9 protein-coding genes are annotated in these 16791 nt (G+C 69.0%); 8 read left to right on the forward strand and 1 reads right to left on the reverse strand.

Going from position 1 to position 16791, the window contains the following annotated elements; translation table 11 throughout:
- The first annotated feature begins 50 nt into the window (after nt 1–50).
- From ABIA33_RS01485 to ABIA33_RS01520, 8 genes are all read left to right on the forward strand, one after another.
- The gene (locus tag ABIA33_RS01485; RefSeq protein WP_370076010.1) at nt 51–1886 is read left to right on the forward strand and encodes a hypothetical protein; all 1836 of its coding nucleotides are present in this window, start codon (nt 51–53) and stop codon (nt 1884–1886) included.
- Between the two features lie 341 nt (nt 1887–2227).
- A complete protein-coding gene (gene rplK, locus ABIA33_RS01490) occupies nt 2228–2662 on the forward strand; it encodes a 50S ribosomal protein L11 (RefSeq protein ID WP_134003899.1) in 435 nt (144 codons plus the stop codon).
- A gap of 89 nt (nt 2663–2751) precedes the next feature.
- Nucleotides 2752–3474 carry a 50S ribosomal protein L1 gene (gene rplA, locus ABIA33_RS01495; RefSeq protein ID WP_370076012.1) on the forward strand — a complete coding sequence of 241 codons (723 nt, stop codon included), beginning with the start codon at nt 2752–2754 and terminating at the stop codon, nt 3472–3474.
- A 138-nt stretch (nt 3475–3612) separates the two neighbouring features.
- Nucleotides 3613–4437, forward strand: coding sequence for a hypothetical protein (locus ABIA33_RS01500; RefSeq protein WP_370076014.1), 825 nt, complete (start codon nt 3613–3615; stop codon nt 4435–4437).
- Between the two features lie 341 nt (nt 4438–4778).
- A complete protein-coding gene (gene rplJ / locus ABIA33_RS01505; protein ID WP_370076016.1) occupies nt 4779–5348 on the forward strand; it encodes a 50S ribosomal protein L10 in 570 nt (189 codons plus the stop codon).
- A gap of 74 nt (nt 5349–5422) precedes the next feature.
- Nucleotides 5423–5806, forward strand: a complete 384-nt coding sequence (gene rplL / locus ABIA33_RS01510) for a 50S ribosomal protein L7/L12 (RefSeq protein WP_370076018.1) — start codon at nt 5423–5425, stop codon at nt 5804–5806.
- Nucleotides 5807–6686: 880 nt separating this feature from the next.
- Nucleotides 6687–10160 (forward strand): DNA-directed RNA polymerase subunit beta, encoded by a 3474-nt coding sequence (gene rpoB / locus ABIA33_RS01515; protein WP_370076020.1) that lies wholly within the window; start codon nt 6687–6689, stop codon nt 10158–10160.
- 98 nt (nt 10161–10258) lie between these two features.
- On the forward strand, nt 10259–14158 hold the full coding sequence (locus ABIA33_RS01520) for a DNA-directed RNA polymerase subunit beta' (protein ID WP_370076022.1): 3900 nt from the start codon (nt 10259–10261) through the stop codon (nt 14156–14158).
- Between the two features lie 94 nt (nt 14159–14252).
- On the opposite strand, the gene ABIA33_RS01525 is transcribed toward ABIA33_RS01520, so the two are convergent.
- On the reverse strand, nt 14253–16673 hold the full coding sequence (locus ABIA33_RS01525; protein ID WP_370076024.1) for a helicase-associated domain-containing protein: 2421 nt from the start codon (nt 16671–16673) through the stop codon (nt 14253–14255).
- Between the last annotated feature and the right edge of the window lie 118 nt (nt 16674–16791).

Here is a 16791-nt window from a genome sequence, read left to right on the forward strand (position 1 = left end):
CGCGCATGGGTAGGACCCCCCACGACAGTGAGCTGGCAGGGGGAGCAGATATGGACACCGCCGGGATGGTCGCCCTGCTCCATCGCGCCGCCCTGGCCGAGCACGACGTCACGGGCGTGCTCGCGGTCCATCGCGATCCGACCGCCGACCGGCGGCTGTCCGAACGGGTCGACCGTGAGATGCGCAACCGGATCGCCGAGCTCGGGGGTTTCGGCGGATTCGCCGGGGCCGACGGCTTCGAGGACTTCCCGGCCGCCTCGGACTTCCCGGGCATGGAGCACGACACGCCCGACGGCGCTGGCCCGGACGGCCGGATGAGCTTTCGGCTCGCCGCGATCGACCGCTATCGGTGCGAGTGGGCCGACAGCGGCCGGGTCGAGGTCTGCGACGGCGTCGGCGCCTGGGAGTTCACGCCGGCCGACCCGACCGAGCCCGCACACGTCGTCGACCCATGGACGGACGCGACGCTCTTCGGCCTGTTCGATCCCTCCTGGCTGCTCTCCGGCTACGACCTGACGGTCCGTGAACCGGCGGCCGCTCCGGCCACGGCGGCCGGACGCCCGGCCTACCGGCTGTGTGCCGTGCCGCGCGAGGCCGCCGGACCCGGCCCGGTCCCCGGCCGGGAGGCCTTCCTCGACCGGATCGAGGTCGCGGTCGACGCCGAGACCGGCATCCTGCTCCAGACCGCCGAGATCTACGAGGGCCGGCCCGCAAAGACCAGGGAGCTCACCTCGCTGGCCTTCGGGAAAGGGAAAGGGACAGCCACAGGGACGACAGGGACGGGGGCGGAGTGGGACGAGTGCGACTTCCGCCCTCCCGCAGGCACACCCGTCGCACCCGAGCGCCCCGGCGACTTCGTCATCCACGCGCCCGTCCCGGCGCGGGTCATCGCTCACGGGGTGGGCATGGGCGTGCAGTACCTCGCCTGGCGGACAGCCGGATTCCTGCTGCGCCGCAGCGCCCACGTCGAGGAGTCCGCGCCCGACCAGGAGCCCTGGTGCGACCTCCTCCCCGCGCCCGAGCCCCTGGAGGAGGCGCCGCCGAGCCGCGACGAGCTGGCGGTGCTGCTGCACCGTGGCGGACGGTCCCTGCCCCTGCTCAGGGCCGAGCTGCACCACTGGACCGATCTCGCGGCGTTCCTGCGGCAGCTCCGCGGTCCGCGCGAGGACGACACCGCGCCGCCCGCCGGCTTCGAAGCGGAGCTGGCCGGATTCGCCCCACCGCGCAGCCACGCGATCAGCCGCTTCACTCTCGCCGGGCTGTCCCGCTACCGCGTCGAGTACCTGCGCGGTCCGCTCCCCGTGGCCGACGCGCGGGGCGCCCGGATCGTCAGCTGTGACGGCGTCCGCCGCTACGCCCTGCATCCGAACCGCCTGGTGACCGGCCTGCCTGAGCAGGTCGAGTGGAGTATCGGCAGTCTCGTCGACCCGGCCTGGCTGCTCTCCGCCCAGCTCACGCCGCACGGGTACGTCCGGCTCGGCGGGCGCCGCGCCGTCGCGGTGACCGCCGTGCCTCGCCGGCGTTCCGCCGCGGGAGCCGGTCGGCCCTTCCGCCGGGCCGAACTGGTCGTCGACGCCCAGTCGGGCATCCTGCTGCGCCTGACTCAGGGTGAGCCGGGCGAGATCACCGAGTGCCGCGAGCTGCGCGGGCTGGAGGCGGTGGCGGCCGGGACCAGCGCCGGCGACGGACTGTTCCGGCTGGCCGCGCCGCCCGGCGTGCGTACGGTGGAGAGCAGCGGAGGGCCGCTGGGCGACCTGGGGCTGCCGGCGCCGGTACGGGCGGCCGTGGGTGCCGCGACGCACCTGGCCAGCGGGGTGGCGCTGGCCGCGATCCTGCTTGCCCGTCGGCGGCGCCCGGTCCGGGGTGGACGCTCCCGCGACCAGTGAGTTACGGCCTGGGGAGCGATAGGGCTCGGGTCAGCGCACGCCGTCCGGTGCCTTCGATTGCAAGGCGCCGGGACGCCCTTGTAGCGGAGCTACTGGGGCCCCGCGGCGCCGGCCGCTGATGTCAGAGCGGCAACGCGGCAAGCGGAGGTGCCGGACGGCGTGCGCCCGAGCCCTATCGCTCCCCAGGCCGTTTAGGCTCGCCGCCCCTTTCGGGCTATCCTGGTTCGATGTGTGCGCAGAGCCAGGCCGTCCGGCCGGCGAGCCACACGGAAACCCAAGGCCCCGCCGCCGCGCTTCAGCGTGCCGGTCGGGAACACCTCTCGTAAGGACCCGGAGAGAGCATGCCTCCCAAGAAGAAGAAGGTCACGGGGCTTATCAAGCTCCAGATCAACGCCGGCGCGGCCAACCCCGCGCCGCCCGTCGGCCCCGCGCTGGGCCAGCACGGTGTCAACATCATGGAGTTCTGCAAGGCCTACAACGCCGCGACCGAGTCGCAGCGTGGCATGGTCGTGCCGGTGGAGATCACGGTCTACGAAGACCGTTCCTTCACCTTCATCACCAAGACTCCGCCGGCCGCTCGCCTGATCCTCAAGGCCGCGGGCGTGGAGAAGGGCTCCGGCGAGCCGCACAAGACCAAGGTCGCCAAGATCACGGCTGCCCAGGTCCGCGAGATCGCCACCACCAAGCTGCCCGACCTGAACGCCAACTCCCTGGAGCAGGCCGACAAGATCATCGCCGGCACTGCCCGGTCGATGGGCATCACCGTCGAGGGCTGAGTACCTCTCAGCACTTGATCGGTAGTGGTAGGGCCGAGCGCGGCCCGCAGCCACCACAACTCCACGTCTTTAAATCCACAGGAGCAGCAGTGAAGCGCAGCAAGGCTCTGAACGCCGCGGCGGAGAAGATCGACCGCGAGCGTCTGTACGCCCCCCTCGAGGCCATCCGCCTCGCCAAGGAGACCTCCACCTCCAAGTTCGACGGCACCGTCGAGGTCGCCATGCGTCTGGGTGTCGACCCGCGCAAGGCCGACCAGATGGTCCGCAGCACCGTCAACCTTCCGCACGGCACCGGCAAGACCGCCCGGGTCCTGGTCTTCGCGACCGGTGACCGTGCCGCGGCTGCGGAGGCTGCGGGTGCCGACATCGTCGGCGCCGACGAGCTGATCGACGAGGTCGCCAAGGGCCGTCTGGACTTCGACGCCGTCGTGTCCACCCCGGACCTGATGGGCAAGGTCGGTCGCCTGGGCCGCGTGCTCGGCCCCCGTGGCCTGATGCCGAACCCGAAGACCGGCACCGTGACCCCGGACGTGGCCAAGGCCGTGACCGAGATCAAGGGCGGCAAGATCGAGTTCCGCGTCGACAAGCACTCGAACCTGCACCTGATCATCGGCAAGGTGTCCTTCGACACCGACAAGCTGGTCGAGAACTACGCCGCCGCCCTGGACGAGGTGCTCCGCGCCAAGCCGTCCGCGTCGAAGGGTCGCTACATCAGGAAGATCGCGATCAGCACGACGATCGGCCCCGGCATCCAGGTCGACCCGAGCCGCACCCGCAACCTCCTCGTCGAGGAGGACCCCGCGTCGGTCTGACGACCGAGCGAGGCAGCAGTCGCGTTCTGACGGGCCGGTACTTCTTCCGCAACGGAAGGGGTACCGGCCCGTCCGCATGTCGGTGGCCCGGTGTAGCGTCTGCTCGCAGATCTCACACGAACCACAGGGGGGTTCCACATGCGTACGACCCGCACGCTCTGTATCGCCACCGCCATGACCGCAGCGCTGGCGGCTCTGAGCGCCTGCTCCGCCTCGACCGAGAAGGCAGCGACCGGCGCGGCCAAGTCCGCCGTCGCCACCGTCGCCGATGCGATGTCGCTGACCACCAAGACGACCGCCGGCTACACCTCCTCGAAGGTGAAGATGACGATGGTCATACCCACCGCCGGCACGATGACGATGTCCGGGTCGATGTCCCGCAATCCCATAGCGGTGGATCTGACCATGAACACCGCGCAGCTCCCTGACGGCATGCACCTGCTGATGTCCGGGGCCACCGAGTACATCAACATGGGTGCCGCCGGTGCCAAGCAGTTCAGCGGCAAGCACTGGCTGAAGATCGACTTCGCCTCGCTCGGCGCCCAGGGCAAGGCCCTCGCCGACTCCCTCAACAAGAGCGGCGGCCAGGACCCGTCGACGGCGGTGAAGCTGATGACCTCGTCCGGGGACATCAAGCGGGTCGGCCAGGAGACCGTGGACGGGGTGTCCACCACGCGCTACTCCGGCACGGTGGACATCGCGAAGCTGGCCGCCGCCGCGGACCCGGCTTTCAAGTCGCTCATCGACCAGGAAACCAAGCTGGGGATGTCCACGGAGACCGTGGACATGTGGGTCAACGACCAGAACCTCCCGGTCAAGGTGCACGAGACGGCGGCGACCGCCAAGGGCACCATGGACATCACCATCCAGTACTCGGACTTCGGTAACACCCCGGTACAGATCACCGTGCCGCCGGCCGGTGACACCACGGATCTGGGCAGCCTGATGAAGAGCACCGGCTGACGCCTGCCGCACCGCCCGGCGGGCGATTTGCCCGCCGGGCCCGTTGTCACGTACCTTGGGGACTGCCAAAGACCGCTGGTCGTTGCTACCTGCCCTGCGAAGGGTCAGTGTGGTGGCCGAAGGATCCGCGAAGGATGCGGACGACCCGCGCAGGATGGATGAGGACAATCGCGCTCCGGGTGCGTGCCGCAAGGCATGTCACGCGTTGAGCATGTTGAAGCCCCGTGCGCCTGCGCCGGGGCTGTCGTGTTTTTTCTGAGCACTTCTTCCGGCGGGACGGGCGTAGCAGGTCGACTCAACGGTCGGCCACGCATCGACATCACGGAAGGAGGCGTAAGCCTATGGCAAGGCCCGACAAGGCTGCCGCCGTCGCCGAGCTCACGGACAAGTTCCGTGACTCCAACGCGGCCGTGCTGACCGAGTACCGCGGTCTGACCGTGGCGCAGCTGAAGAAGCTGCGTCGCTCGCTCGGCGACAACGCCAATTACGCCGTGGTGAAGAACACGCTGACCAAGATCGCTGCCAATCAGGCCGGGATCTCAGAGCTTGACGACCTGTTCGCGGGTCCGACGGCTGTCGCCTTCGTCGCCGGTGACCCGGTGGAGTCGGCGAAGGCTCTGCGTGACTTCGCCAAGGAGAACCCCGCACTGATCATCAAGGGCGGTGTCCTTGATGGTAAGGCGCTGTCCGCCGATGACATCAAGAAGCTCGCGGACCTTGAGTCCCGCGAGGTGCTGCTCGCCAAGCTGGCGGGTGGCCTGAAGGCGTCGATGGCCAAGGCCGCCGCCACCTTCCAGGCCCCCCTCACGGAGTTCGTCCGCACTGCGGAGGCGCTCCGGGCCAAGGTCGAGCAGGGCGGTGCCGGTACGCCGGCTCCCGCCGCCGAGGACGACGCTCCCGCCGCGGAGTAGGACCCTCGCAGCGGGCCCGTACGCCCGCCTATCCGTACATCCGGCACCTGCCGAAATAGTGGAAGGACGCCATCATGGCGAAGCTGTCCCAGGAAGAGCTGCTCGAGCAGTTCGCAGAGCTGACCCTCATCGAGCTCTCTGAGTTCGTCAAGGCCTTCGAGGAGAAGTTCGACGTCAAGGCTGCCGCCCCGGTCGCCGTCGCCGCCGGTGGTGGCGCTGCCGCCGTGGCCGACGAGGTCGAGGAGCAGGACGAGTTCGACGTCGTCCTCACCGCCGCCGGTGACAAGAAGATCCAGGTCATCAAGGAGGTGCGCTCCCTGACGTCCCTCGGCCTGAAGGAGGCGAAGGACCTCGTTGACGGCGTGCCCGCCACCGTCCTGGAGAAGGTTGCCAAGGACGCCGCGGAGAAGGCCAAGGCTGCCCTCGAGGCCGCTGGCGCCTCGGTCACCGTCAAGTAATTTCGATTACCTGATCGGCGGTCTGCTCGCGCACCTGGTGCGCCGAACGGACCGAGCGCTCTGCACCGCCGAGGCGGTCACCCACTTGGGTGACCGCCTCGGTTTTTTGTTTGCTCCCCTTTCCCTGTCCCATCTATGACGATTCGCCACTTCTGTCGCCTGCCTGCTCCTCAGCATGTGCGGGGGCGAGTATGGTGATCGTCGTCGCTGCGGGTACGACCTGCCCGCAGCGGGCGCCGCGGAGTGTCCGGGGTCCACTCCGGAGCCGTACAGCGGTCGCCGAGCGGCCACCCCACCAGGGCAGTCGCCCGGCCCGACCGCCGGCGTCGGGCCTCGCCGGAGTGGGGTCGGCGGTGAGGTCGACAGGGGCTCGCCCTTGACGAACGGCACGCGGCGCGCAATTCTCAGGACGCGAGGTTGTGCACGCGGCGGGAGTCCCCGAACCGTGCGGAGCAGCGGTGAGCAGGACCGGTTCCAGCTGTGGGCCAGAACCACGGGCCCGCGAATCTTCCGGATCGCAGGCATGGAACCAGGGTGTGGTGGGGAATACACACCCAGTAGGCAGTGACCGCCCCAGGGGGCGCCCTCAGCGAGGGTGATCCCGCGAGGTAGGGAGTTCGACGATTCGGTCTCCGAATCCGGACTGGACAGCAGTGTGCCTTGTGGCTACACTGTCCCTTTGCGCTGCCTTTTAGCTGCTCCGTGACTCGACCCCCGGAGTCTGCACTACCCCGACCAGGGGTGGCACCCCGTTTGCGCACTGGCTCTGACCTGGAGATATGTCCGGGTTGTCGGCCCGTGCGGAAGCGCGGATGCTACCCGTGAGACGGGTGGGCCCGGTACGCGCGTAGTGAGTCCGAGCCCTCGGAAGGACCCCCTCTTGGCCGCCTCGCGCAACGCCTCGAACAACTCCGCATCCACCGCACCGCTCCGTATTTCCTTCGCGAAGATTCGTGAGCCCCTCGAGGTTCCCAACCTCCTCGCCCTGCAGACCGAGAGCTTTGACTGGCTCCTCGGCAATCAGGCGTGGAAGGACAGGGTTGAGGCGTCGCTCGCAGAAGGACACGATGTCCCGCAGAAGTCAGGTCTGGAGGAGATCTTCGAGGAGATCTCCCCGATCGAGGACTTCTCCGGTTCGATGTCGCTGACCTTCCGCGACCACCGCTTCGAGCCCCCCAAGAACTCGATCGACGAGTGCAAGGACCGCGACTTCACGTTCGCGGCTCCGCTCTTCGTCACCGCCGAGTTCACCAACAACGAGACCGGCGAGATCAAGTCGCAGACGGTCTTCATGGGCGACTTCCCGCTCATGACCCACAAGGGCACCTTCGTGATCAACGGCACCGAGCGTGTCGTCGTCTCACAGCTGGTGCGCTCTCCGGGCGTCTACTTCGACACCACCCTGGACAAGACGTCCGACAAGGACATCTACTCCGCCAAGGTCATCCCGTCCCGCGGTGCCTGGCTCGAGCTCGAGATCGACAAGCGCGACATGGTCGGTGTCCGCATCGACCGCAAGCGCAAGCAGTCCGTCACCGTACTGCTGAAGGCCCTCGGCTGGACCTCCGAGCAGATCCTGGAGGAGTTCGGCCAGTACGAGTCGATGCGCGCCACCCTGGAGAAGGACCACACCCAGGGCCAGGACGACGCACTGCTCGACATCTACCGCAAGCTGCGCCCCGGCGAGCCGCCGACCCGCGAGGCCGCGCAGACGCTTCTGGAGAACCTCTACTTCAACCCGAAGCGCTACGACCTCGCGAAGGTCGGCCGGTACAAGATCAACAAGAAGCTCGGCGTCGAGCAGCCGCTCGACGGCGGCGTGCTGACGGTTGACGACGTGCTGGCGACCATCAAGTACCTGGTCCAGCTGCACGCGGGTGAGACCGAGACGGTCGCGCCCAACGGCAACACCATCGTGGTCGAGGACGACGACATCGACCACTTCGGCAACCGTCGTCTGCGTAATGTCGGCGAGCTGATCCAGAACCAGGTCCGTACGGGTCTCGCCCGTATGGAGCGCGTCGTGCGCGAGCGCATGACGACTCAGGACGTCGAGGCGATCACGCCGCAGACCCTGATCAACATCCGGCCGGTCGTCGCCTCCATCAAGGAGTTCTTCGGCACCAGCCAGCTGTCCCAGTTCATGGACCAGACGAACCCGCTGTCGGGGCTGACCCACAAGCGTCGTCTGTCCGCGCTGGGCCCCGGTGGTCTGTCCCGTGAGCGGGCCGGCTTCGAGGTCCGTGACGTGCACCCGTCCCACTACGGACGCATGTGCCCGATCGAGACCCCGGAAGGCCCGAACATCGGTCTGATCGGTTCGCTCGCCTCCTACGGCCGGGTCAACGCCTTCGGCTTCGTGGAGACCCCGTACCGCAAGGTCGTCGAGGGCATCGTCACCGATGACCTCGACTACCTGACCGCGGACGAGGAGGACCGGTTCGTCATCGCCCAGGCCAACGCGCCGCTGACCGATGACAACCACTTCGCCGAGGGCCGCGTGCTGGTCCGTCGCCGTGGTGGCGAGATCGACTACATCCCCGGCGTCGAGATCGACTACATGGACGTCTCGCCGCGCCAGATGGTGTCGGTCGCGACCGCCATGATCCCGTTCCTCGAGCACGACGACGCCAACCGCGCACTCATGGGATCCAACATGATGCGCCAGGCCGTCCCGCTGCTGAAGAGCGAGTCGCCGCTGGTCGGCACCGGCATGGAGTACCGCGCCGCGGTCGACGCCGCCGATGTCATCGCCGCCGAGAAGTCCGGTGTGGTCCAGGAGGTCTCCGCCGACTACATCACGGTGGCCAACGACGACGGCACCTACACCACGTACCGCGTGGCCAAGTTCACCCGCTCCAACCAGGGCACGGCCTTCAACCAGAAGGTCATCGTGGACGAGGGCGCGCGCATCGAGGTGGGCCAGGTCCTCGCCGACGGTCCCTGCACGGACCAGGGCGAGATGGCGCTCGGCAAGAACCTGCTTGTGGCGTTCATGCCGTGGGAGGGTCACAACTACGAGGACGCGATCATCCTGTCGCAGCGCCTCGTGCAGGACGACGTCCTCTCCTCGATCCACATCGAGGAGCACGAGGTCGACGCCCGTGACACCAAGCTCGGCCCGGAGGAGATCACCCGGGACATCCCGAACGTCTCCGAGGAGGTCCTCGCGGACCTGGACGAGCGCGGGATCATCCGCATCGGCGCCGATGTCACCACCGGTGACATCCTGGTCGGCAAGGTCACGCCCAAGGGCGAGACCGAGCTGACCCCGGAGGAGCGCCTGCTGCGCGCGATCTTCGGCGAGAAGGCCCGTGAGGTCCGCGACACCTCGCTGAAGGTGCCGCACGGCGAGCAGGGCAAGATCATCGGCGTCCGCGTCTTTGACCGTGAGGAGGGCGACGAGCTTCCGCCCGGCGTCAACCAGCTGGTCCGCGTCTACGTGGCCCAGAAGCGCAAGATCACCAACGGTGACAAGCTGGCCGGCCGCCACGGCAACAAGGGTGTTATCTCCAAGATCCTTCCGGTCGAGGACATGCCCTTCCTCGAGGACGGCACCCCGGTCGACATCGTCCTCAACCCCCTCGGCGTCCCCTCCCGAATGAACCCGGGACAGGTACTGGAGACCCACCTCGGCTGGCTCGCCAAGACCGGCTGGGACGTCTCCGGACTCGGCGAGGAGTGGGCCCGCCGGCTGCAGAAGATCGGCGCCCACAAGGTGGAGGCCGGTACCAACCTGGCCACCCCGGTCTTCGACGGCGCCCGCGAGGACGAGATCACCGGTCTGCTGGACCACACCACGCTCACCCGGGACGGCGACCGTCTGGTCGGCTCCTCCGGCAAGGCGCGGATGTTCGACGGACGCTCCGGTGAGCCGTTCCCGATGCCGGTCTCGGTCGGCTACATGTACATCCTCAAGCTGCACCACCTGGTCGACGACAAGCTCCACGCCCGTTCGACCGGTCCGTACTCCATGATCACGCAGCAGCCGCTGGGTGGTAAGGCACAGTTCGGTGGTCAGCGCTTCGGTGAGATGGAGGTGTGGGCGCTCGAGGCTTACGGAGCCGCCTACGCCCTCCAGGAACTCCTCACCATCAAGTCCGACGACGTGCTCGGCCGCGTGAAGGTCTACGAGGCCATCGTCAAGGGCGAGAACATCCCCGAGCCCGGCATCCCCGAGTCCTTCAAGGTGCTCATCAAGGAGATGCAGTCGCTCTGCCTGAACGTGGAGGTGCTGTCCTCGGACGGTATGTCCATCGAGATGCGTGACTCCGACGAGGACGTGTTCCGCGCCGCGGAGGAGCTCGGTATCGACCTGTCCCGGCGCGAGCCGAGCAGCGTCGAAGAGGTCTGACGGAGGTTCGGGTCCACGCCGCCAGGCGTGGGCCCGTCACCCCCAGGACCCCCTCAGACCAGCGTTAACTTCGACCCCGAAGGTGGGACTGACGACCCGTGCTCGACGTCAACTTCTTCGATGAACTCCGTATCGGCCTTGCGACCGCTGACGACATCCGTCAGTGGTCCCACGGCGAGGTCAAGAAGCCCGAAACCATCAACTACCGCACCCTCAAGCCGGAAAAGGACGGACTCTTCTGCGAGAAGATCTTCGGCCCCACCCGGGACTGGGAGTGCTACTGCGGTAAGTACAAGCGTGTCCGCTTCAAGGGCATCATCTGCGAGCGCTGCGGCGTCGAGGTCACTCGCGCCAAGGTGCGTCGTGAGCGGATGGGCCACATCGAGCTGGCCGCCCCCGTCACGCACATCTGGTACTTCAAGGGCGTGCCCTCACGCCTCGGCTACCTCCTGGACCTTGCTCCCAAGGACCTCGAGAAGGTCATCTACTTCGCCGCCTACATGATCACGTGGGTCGACGACGAGCGCCGCACCCGCGACCTGTCCTCGCTGGAGGCCCAGGTCTCCGTCGAGCGCCAGCAGATCGAGCAGCGCCGCGACGCCGACCTGGAGACCCGCGCCAAGAAGCTCGAGGGCGACCTCGCCGAGCTCGAGGCCGAGGGTGCCAAGGCGGACGTGCGCCGCAAGGTGCGCGAAGGCGCCGAGCGCGAGATGAAGCAGCTCCGTGACCGGGCCCAGCGCGAGCTGGACCGCCTGGACGAGGTGTGGGCCCGCTTCAAGTCCCTCAAGGTCCAGGACCTGGAGGGCGACGAGCTGCTCTACCGCGAGCTGCGCGACCGCTTCGGCACGTACTTCTCCGGTTCGATGGGTGCCGCGGCGCTGCAGAAGCGCCTCGAGACCTTCGACCTGGAGGAGGAGGCCGAGCGCCTCCGCGAGATCATCAAGACCGGCAAGGGACAGAAGAAGACCCGCGCGCTCAAGCGCCTCAAGGTCGTCTCCGCGTTCCTGCAGACCACCAACAAGCCCAGCGGCATGGTGTTGGACTGCGTCCCGGTGATCCCGCCGGACCTTCGCCCGATGGTGCAGCTGGACGGTGGCCGCTTCGCGACCTCCGACCTGAACGACCTGTACCGCCGCGTGATCAACCGCAACAACCGCCTCAAGCGGCTCCTTGACCTCGGCGCGCCCGAGATCATCGTGAACAACGAGAAGCGCATGCTTCAGGAGGCCGTGGACGCGCTGTTCGACAACGGCCGTCGTGGCCGTCCGGTCACCGGTCCTGGCAACCGCCCGCTGAAGTCCCTGAGCGACATGCTCAAGGGCAAGCAGGGTCGTTTCCGCCAGAACCTGCTCGGCAAGCGAGTCGACTACTCGGCCCGTTCGGTCATCGTCGTCGGCCCGCAGCTCAAGCTGCACCAGTGCGGTCTGCCGAAGGCCATGGCGCTGGAGCTCTTCAAGCCATTCGTGATGAAGCGCCTGGTCGACCTCAACCACGCGCAGAACATCAAGTCGGCCAAGCGCATGGTCGAGCGTGCCCGTCCGGTCGTGTGGGACGTGCTCGAAGAGGTCATCGCCGAGCACCCGGTTCTGCTGAACCGTGCGCCCACCCTGCACCGCCTCGGCATCCAGGCCTTCGAACCGCAGCTGGTCGAGGGCAAGGCCATCCAGATCCACCCGCTCGTCTGCACCGCGTTCAACGCGGACTTCGACGGTGACCAGATGGCCGTCCACCTGCCGCTCTCCGCGGAGGCGCAGGCCGAGGCCCGCATCCTGATGCTGTCCTCCAACAACATCCTGAAGCCGGCCGACGGTCGCCCCGTCACCATGCCGACCCAGGACATGGTGCTGGGCCTGTTCTTCCTCACCTCGGAGCGCGACCCGGAGACCCTTCGCGGCGTCGGTCGCGCCTTCGGCTCGACGCCGGAGGCCGTGATGGCCTTCGACGCCAAGGAGCTGGACCTCCAGTCGCCGATCGACCTGCGCCTGCCCCTGGGCACGGTGCCTCCGCGCGGCTGGACCCCGCCGGTGGACGAGGACGGCAAGACGAGCTGGAACGAGGGTGAGCAGCTGCGGCTGCGGACGACCCTGGGCCGCGCGCTCTTCAACGAGCAGCTGCCCGAGGACTACCCCTTCGTCGAGGACGAGATCAACAAGAAGGCGCTCTCGGCGATCGTCAACGACCTCGCCGAGCGCTACCCCAAGGTCGTCGTCGCGGCGACGCTGGACAACCTCAAGGCGACGGGTTTCCACTGGGCCACCCGTTCCGGCGTCACCGTCTCCATCTCGGACATCGTGGTCCCGCCGAACAAGCCCCAGATCCTCGAGGGCTATGAGGCGCAGGCCGAGAAGGTCCAGAAGCAGTACGAGCGCGGCCTGATCACCAAGGACGAGCGCCAGCAGGAGCTCGTCGGGATCTGGACCAAGGCGACCGCCGAGGTCGCCGAGGCGATGAACGCGAACTTCCCGAAGACCAACCCCATCTTCATGATGGTGGACTCCGGGGCTCGCGGAAACATGATGCAGATGCGTCAGATCGCCGGTATGCGTGGTCTGGTGTCCAACGCGAAGAACGAGACCATCGCGCGACCCATCAAGGCGTCGTTCCGTGAGGGCCTCTCCGTGCTGGAGTACTTCATCTCCACCCACGGTGCCCGTAAGGGTCTCGCGGACACCGCCCTGCGTACCGCCGACTCCGGCTACCTCACCCGTCGTCTGGTCGACGTCTCCCAGGACGTCATCATTCGCGAGGAGGACTGCGGCACCGAGCGCGGCCTCAAGCTGCCGATCGCCGACCTGGGTGCGGACGGCGTGCTGCGCAAGCGCGACGACGTCGAGACCGCCGTGTACGCCCGTGCGCTCGCCGAGGAGATCGTCGTGGACGGGCAGGTGCTGGCTCCGGTCAACACCGACCTGGGCGACGTCCTGATCGACGAGCTGATCCGTCTGGGCATCTCTGCGGTCAAGACCCGTTCCATCCTGACCTGCGAGTCCTCCGTCGGCACCTGCGCCATGTGCTACGGCCGCTCGCTGGCCACCGGCAAGCTGGTCGACATCGGTGAGGCGGTCGGCATCATCGCCGCCCAGTCCATCGGTGAGCCCGGTACCCAGCTGACGATGCGTACCTTCCACACCGGTGGTGTGGCCGGTGACGACATCACCCAGGGTCTGCCCCGTGTCGTCGAGCTCTTCGAGGCCCGTAACCCGCGTGGTGTGGCCCCGATCAGCGAGGCCGAGGGTCGGGTCCGGATCGAGGACACCGAGAAGACCCGCAAGCTCGTCGTCACCCCCGACGACGGCAGCGAGGAGATCGCCTACCCGATCTCCAAGCGCATCAAGCTGCGGGTCAGCGAGGGCGAGCACGTCGAGGTCGGCCAGCAGCTCACTGCCGGTACCGTCAACCCGCACGACGTGCTGCGGATTCTGGGCCAGCGCCAGGTGCAGATCCACCTGGTGGCCGAGGTCCAGAAGGTCTACAACTCGCAGGGTGTGTCGATCCACGACAAGCACATCGAGATCATCATCCGGCAGATGCTCCGCCGAGTGACGATCATCGAGTCCGGCGACGCCGAGCTGCTGCCCGGCGAGCTGGTCGAGCGTGGTCGCTTCGAGACCGAGAACCGTCGTGTGGTGTCCGAGGGCGGCCAGCCCGCCTCCGGCCGTCCGCAGCTGATGGGTATCACCAAGGCCTCGCTGGCGACCGAGTCCTGGCTGTCGGCCGCCTCCTTCCAGGAGACGACCCGGGTGCTCACCGACGCGGCGATCCACGCCAAGTCGGACCCGCTGCTGGGCCTCAAGGAGAACGTCATCCTCGGCAAGCTCATCCCGGCCGGTACGGGTCTTCCCCGCTACCGCAACATCCGGGTCGAGCCCACCGAGGAGGCGAAGGCTGCGATGTACTCGGCCGTCGGCTACGACGACATCGACTACTCGCCCTTCGGCTCCGGCTCCGGCCAGGCAGTCCCGCTGGACGACTACGACTACGGCCCCTACACGGGCTGAACGCCGTAGCAGTCTCGACCGCAGGGCGGTCACCCCACCCGGGGTGGCCGCCCTGCGGCGTTTCGTCAGTCAGACCAGTACCGGTGAAGCCGGCCTACGCGCCTGAGAGCAGACGCCGCGCGAGCTCCGCGGTGGTCGTGGTCGGCGCGTGGCGGCGGCGCGACCGGTCGAAGGTGGGCATCCTCGACTCGGCCCGGGTCCCCGGGGCGCGCTCCACCACGGTCACTCCCGTCTCCGCCTCCAGCACCGGCGCGTAGCCCGCCGCGCGCAGCGCGTCCAGGGTGGCGCTCGGCGAATGAGTGCTGATCAGCACCGTCGGCGCGATCCGGCGCAGCGCCAGCTTCGCCAGCACCCGGGTCCGGGACAGCTCCAGCACCAGCGCCTCGTCGTCGGAGCGGATGCAGCAGGCCGAGCGGACCACCCGTACCTGACCGTGCGTCCGCCCGGTGTCGCGGACCAGGTACTCGAGCGGCTGGGGGAGTGCGCCCTCGGCGGCCTCGCGCAGCGCCGCAAGCAGTTCCTCGGAGGTCTGCCCGCCGTCCAGGGCCCGGCGCACCGAGGCGGCGCTGAACCGCCACACCACGGCATGGCCCTCCGACTCACGGTCGGCCGCGGAGCCCAGCAGCTCCGCCAGCGCGGCCGACGGCGCGCCCGCGGCGATCGCCGTCAGGTCCGCCTGGAAGCGTGCGGTCTCCTGAGGCGGCGGCAGCAGGTCCGCCACGGCGGCTCGCAGGGCGGCGAGCGGGTCCGCGTACGCCTCGTCGTCCTTCCCGGCGACTCCCGGCACGTAGGGGAACCAGTCGGCGGCGTCGGTGCGCTCCAGCAGCGCGAGAACGCCCTCTCCCAGGGGCGTCAGCCGGCCGTGGGCGACCACGCCCAGCAGCTCGGCCTCCCGCAGGGTGGCGAGCACCCGGCCGTCGCTCTCCGCGCGGGTCTGGTCTGCGCCGGGCTGCTGGGTGTCGGGCGGGCCCGACACCACCAGCCCGGGGCAGCGCCAGCCGATCAGCCCGGTGAGCTCGGCCAGGGTGTCGGGCCCGATGACGGCCACCGGGCCGAGGCCCTCGCCCGGCGGCAGGGACGCCAGCGCGGCCAGGACGTGCCGTCGCAGCGGCACCGCCTCCTGGTCCTGCGGGGTGACCAGGGCGACCGGGGTCTCGTCGCGCTCCTCGGGCCACCAGCTGAGGATCTCCGGCATGACAGCCCAGGTCGTGACGACCGGGACCAGCCGTTCGGCGGGGGAGCGGCTCAGCCAGCCGTCGTAGCGTGCCGTCGGCAGCAGTCGCAGCGGAGTGCTGGGGGCGACGGGACGGCGGCTGCGACCGCGCGGTGCGGGCCCCTCCGGCTGCTCCTGGTACTCGCCGAGCAGGTCGGCGTTGTAGGCCAGGTCGATCCAGAACCGGGTCCGGTCCTCGGGGGCGTCGATCGCCTTGGCCAGGCGCCGGGTGTCCCGTACGGCGAGGCCGCCGGCCTTGCGTACGTTCGGCGGGACGGCGGCGCAGGCGGCGAGCAGTAGTTCGACCTTCCTGCTCGCGGTCGCCGCCGCAGCCTGCGCCTCGCGCAGTGAGCCGGGGACCGGGCTCAGGCCATGGCCTCCCCGACCGAGCACCGGCGGATCGGGTTCGAATCGCGCCGTGACCCTGCCGTCGGCGAGGGCGTCGATCACCTCGAACGGCAGCTCCGCCAGATCGGGCCCGATCGGGACGAGCATCCCGTGCTCGGCCAGCCAGTCCGTGCCGGGGTCGCCCGAACCGCGGGGCCGCAGCTGGTACTTGGTTCCCGGACCGTAGTGGTATCCGCCCAGCGGCATGAAGCAGTGGGTACGCAGCACCGGCGGTCCCTGCACCAGCCGGTCGACGAGTTCCCTGGCACCGGCCGGCGCCACGGCGACGAGGGCGCGCACCCGCTCCCGGTCGCCGAGCAGGGCCAGCACGCCGTCCTGTGCGGTCTGGCGGTTGCGGCTCGGCGGCAGGTCGAGTCCGGCGGCGACCCGATGCACCTCCGGCGCGTTGAACGCGTCGCTCATCAGCTGTGCCGCCGGACGGCTCAGGCCGATGGTGTCGGCGAGATGCCGGTGGACGAACGCGGGTAGCGCCACCTCGCCCGGGCCTGCGGGCAGTACCAGCAGCAGCTCCTGAAGCTCCGTCAGGGTCCGTTGTGCCGCGGCCCGTAGTCCTGGGTCGTCGCCACTGAGAAAGGCCAGCAGGTCGGCCGCCGGCACCGGGCGTTCGGACGGCTCGAGCGGCGTCCAGTACGGCTGCTGCTGGAGGGCTCCGTGCCGTCGGGTGGCCAGCCACACGCCGGCGGCGAGCACCTGCAGGCCCGGCGTGGACAGCCGGGCGACGCAGGTCGCCACGGAGCGGTCCTCCAGCAGGCGTTCGGCGAGCTGGACGAGGTTCTGCGGTTCCCTGGCGGCGCGCAGGGCCGCGGAGTGGACGCGGCGGGCGTCCAGGAGGGCGGTCAACTCGTCTGGCGTGAGCTCGGCGAGTCGGCCGACCAGAGCTTGGACGGATTTCACGGAGATCTCCTGTACGGGGCTGTCGGACGTTCGACCGTAGCGCGCACAGGCCCCGGGCGCGGGCGGACCGTCGCTACACCGCCCGTGAGCGTGAACCTGGTCAGGAGCATCCGCAGGG

The sequence above is a fragment of the Streptacidiphilus sp. MAP12-16 genome (genome assembly GCF_041262165.1).
Taxonomy (GTDB): domain Bacteria; phylum Actinomycetota; class Actinomycetes; order Streptomycetales; family Streptomycetaceae; genus Streptacidiphilus.

Bases quoted from the DNA above. Each gene is read 5' to 3' on its own strand.
- ABIA33_RS01485 (WP_370076010.1), top strand. From the start codon at position 51: ATGGACACCGCCGGGATGGTCGCCCTGCTCCATCGCGCCGCCCTGGCC.
- rplK (WP_134003899.1), top strand. From the start codon at position 2,228: ATGCCTCCCAAGAAGAAGAAGGTCACGGGGCTTATCAAGCTCCAGATC.
- ABIA33_RS01500 (WP_370076014.1), top strand. From the start codon at position 3,613: ATGCGTACGACCCGCACGCTCTGTATCGCCACCGCCATGACCGCAGCG.
- rplJ (WP_370076016.1), top strand. From the start codon at position 4,779: ATGGCAAGGCCCGACAAGGCTGCCGCCGTCGCCGAGCTCACGGACAAG.
- rplL (WP_370076018.1), top strand. From the start codon at position 5,423: ATGGCGAAGCTGTCCCAGGAAGAGCTGCTCGAGCAGTTCGCAGAGCTG.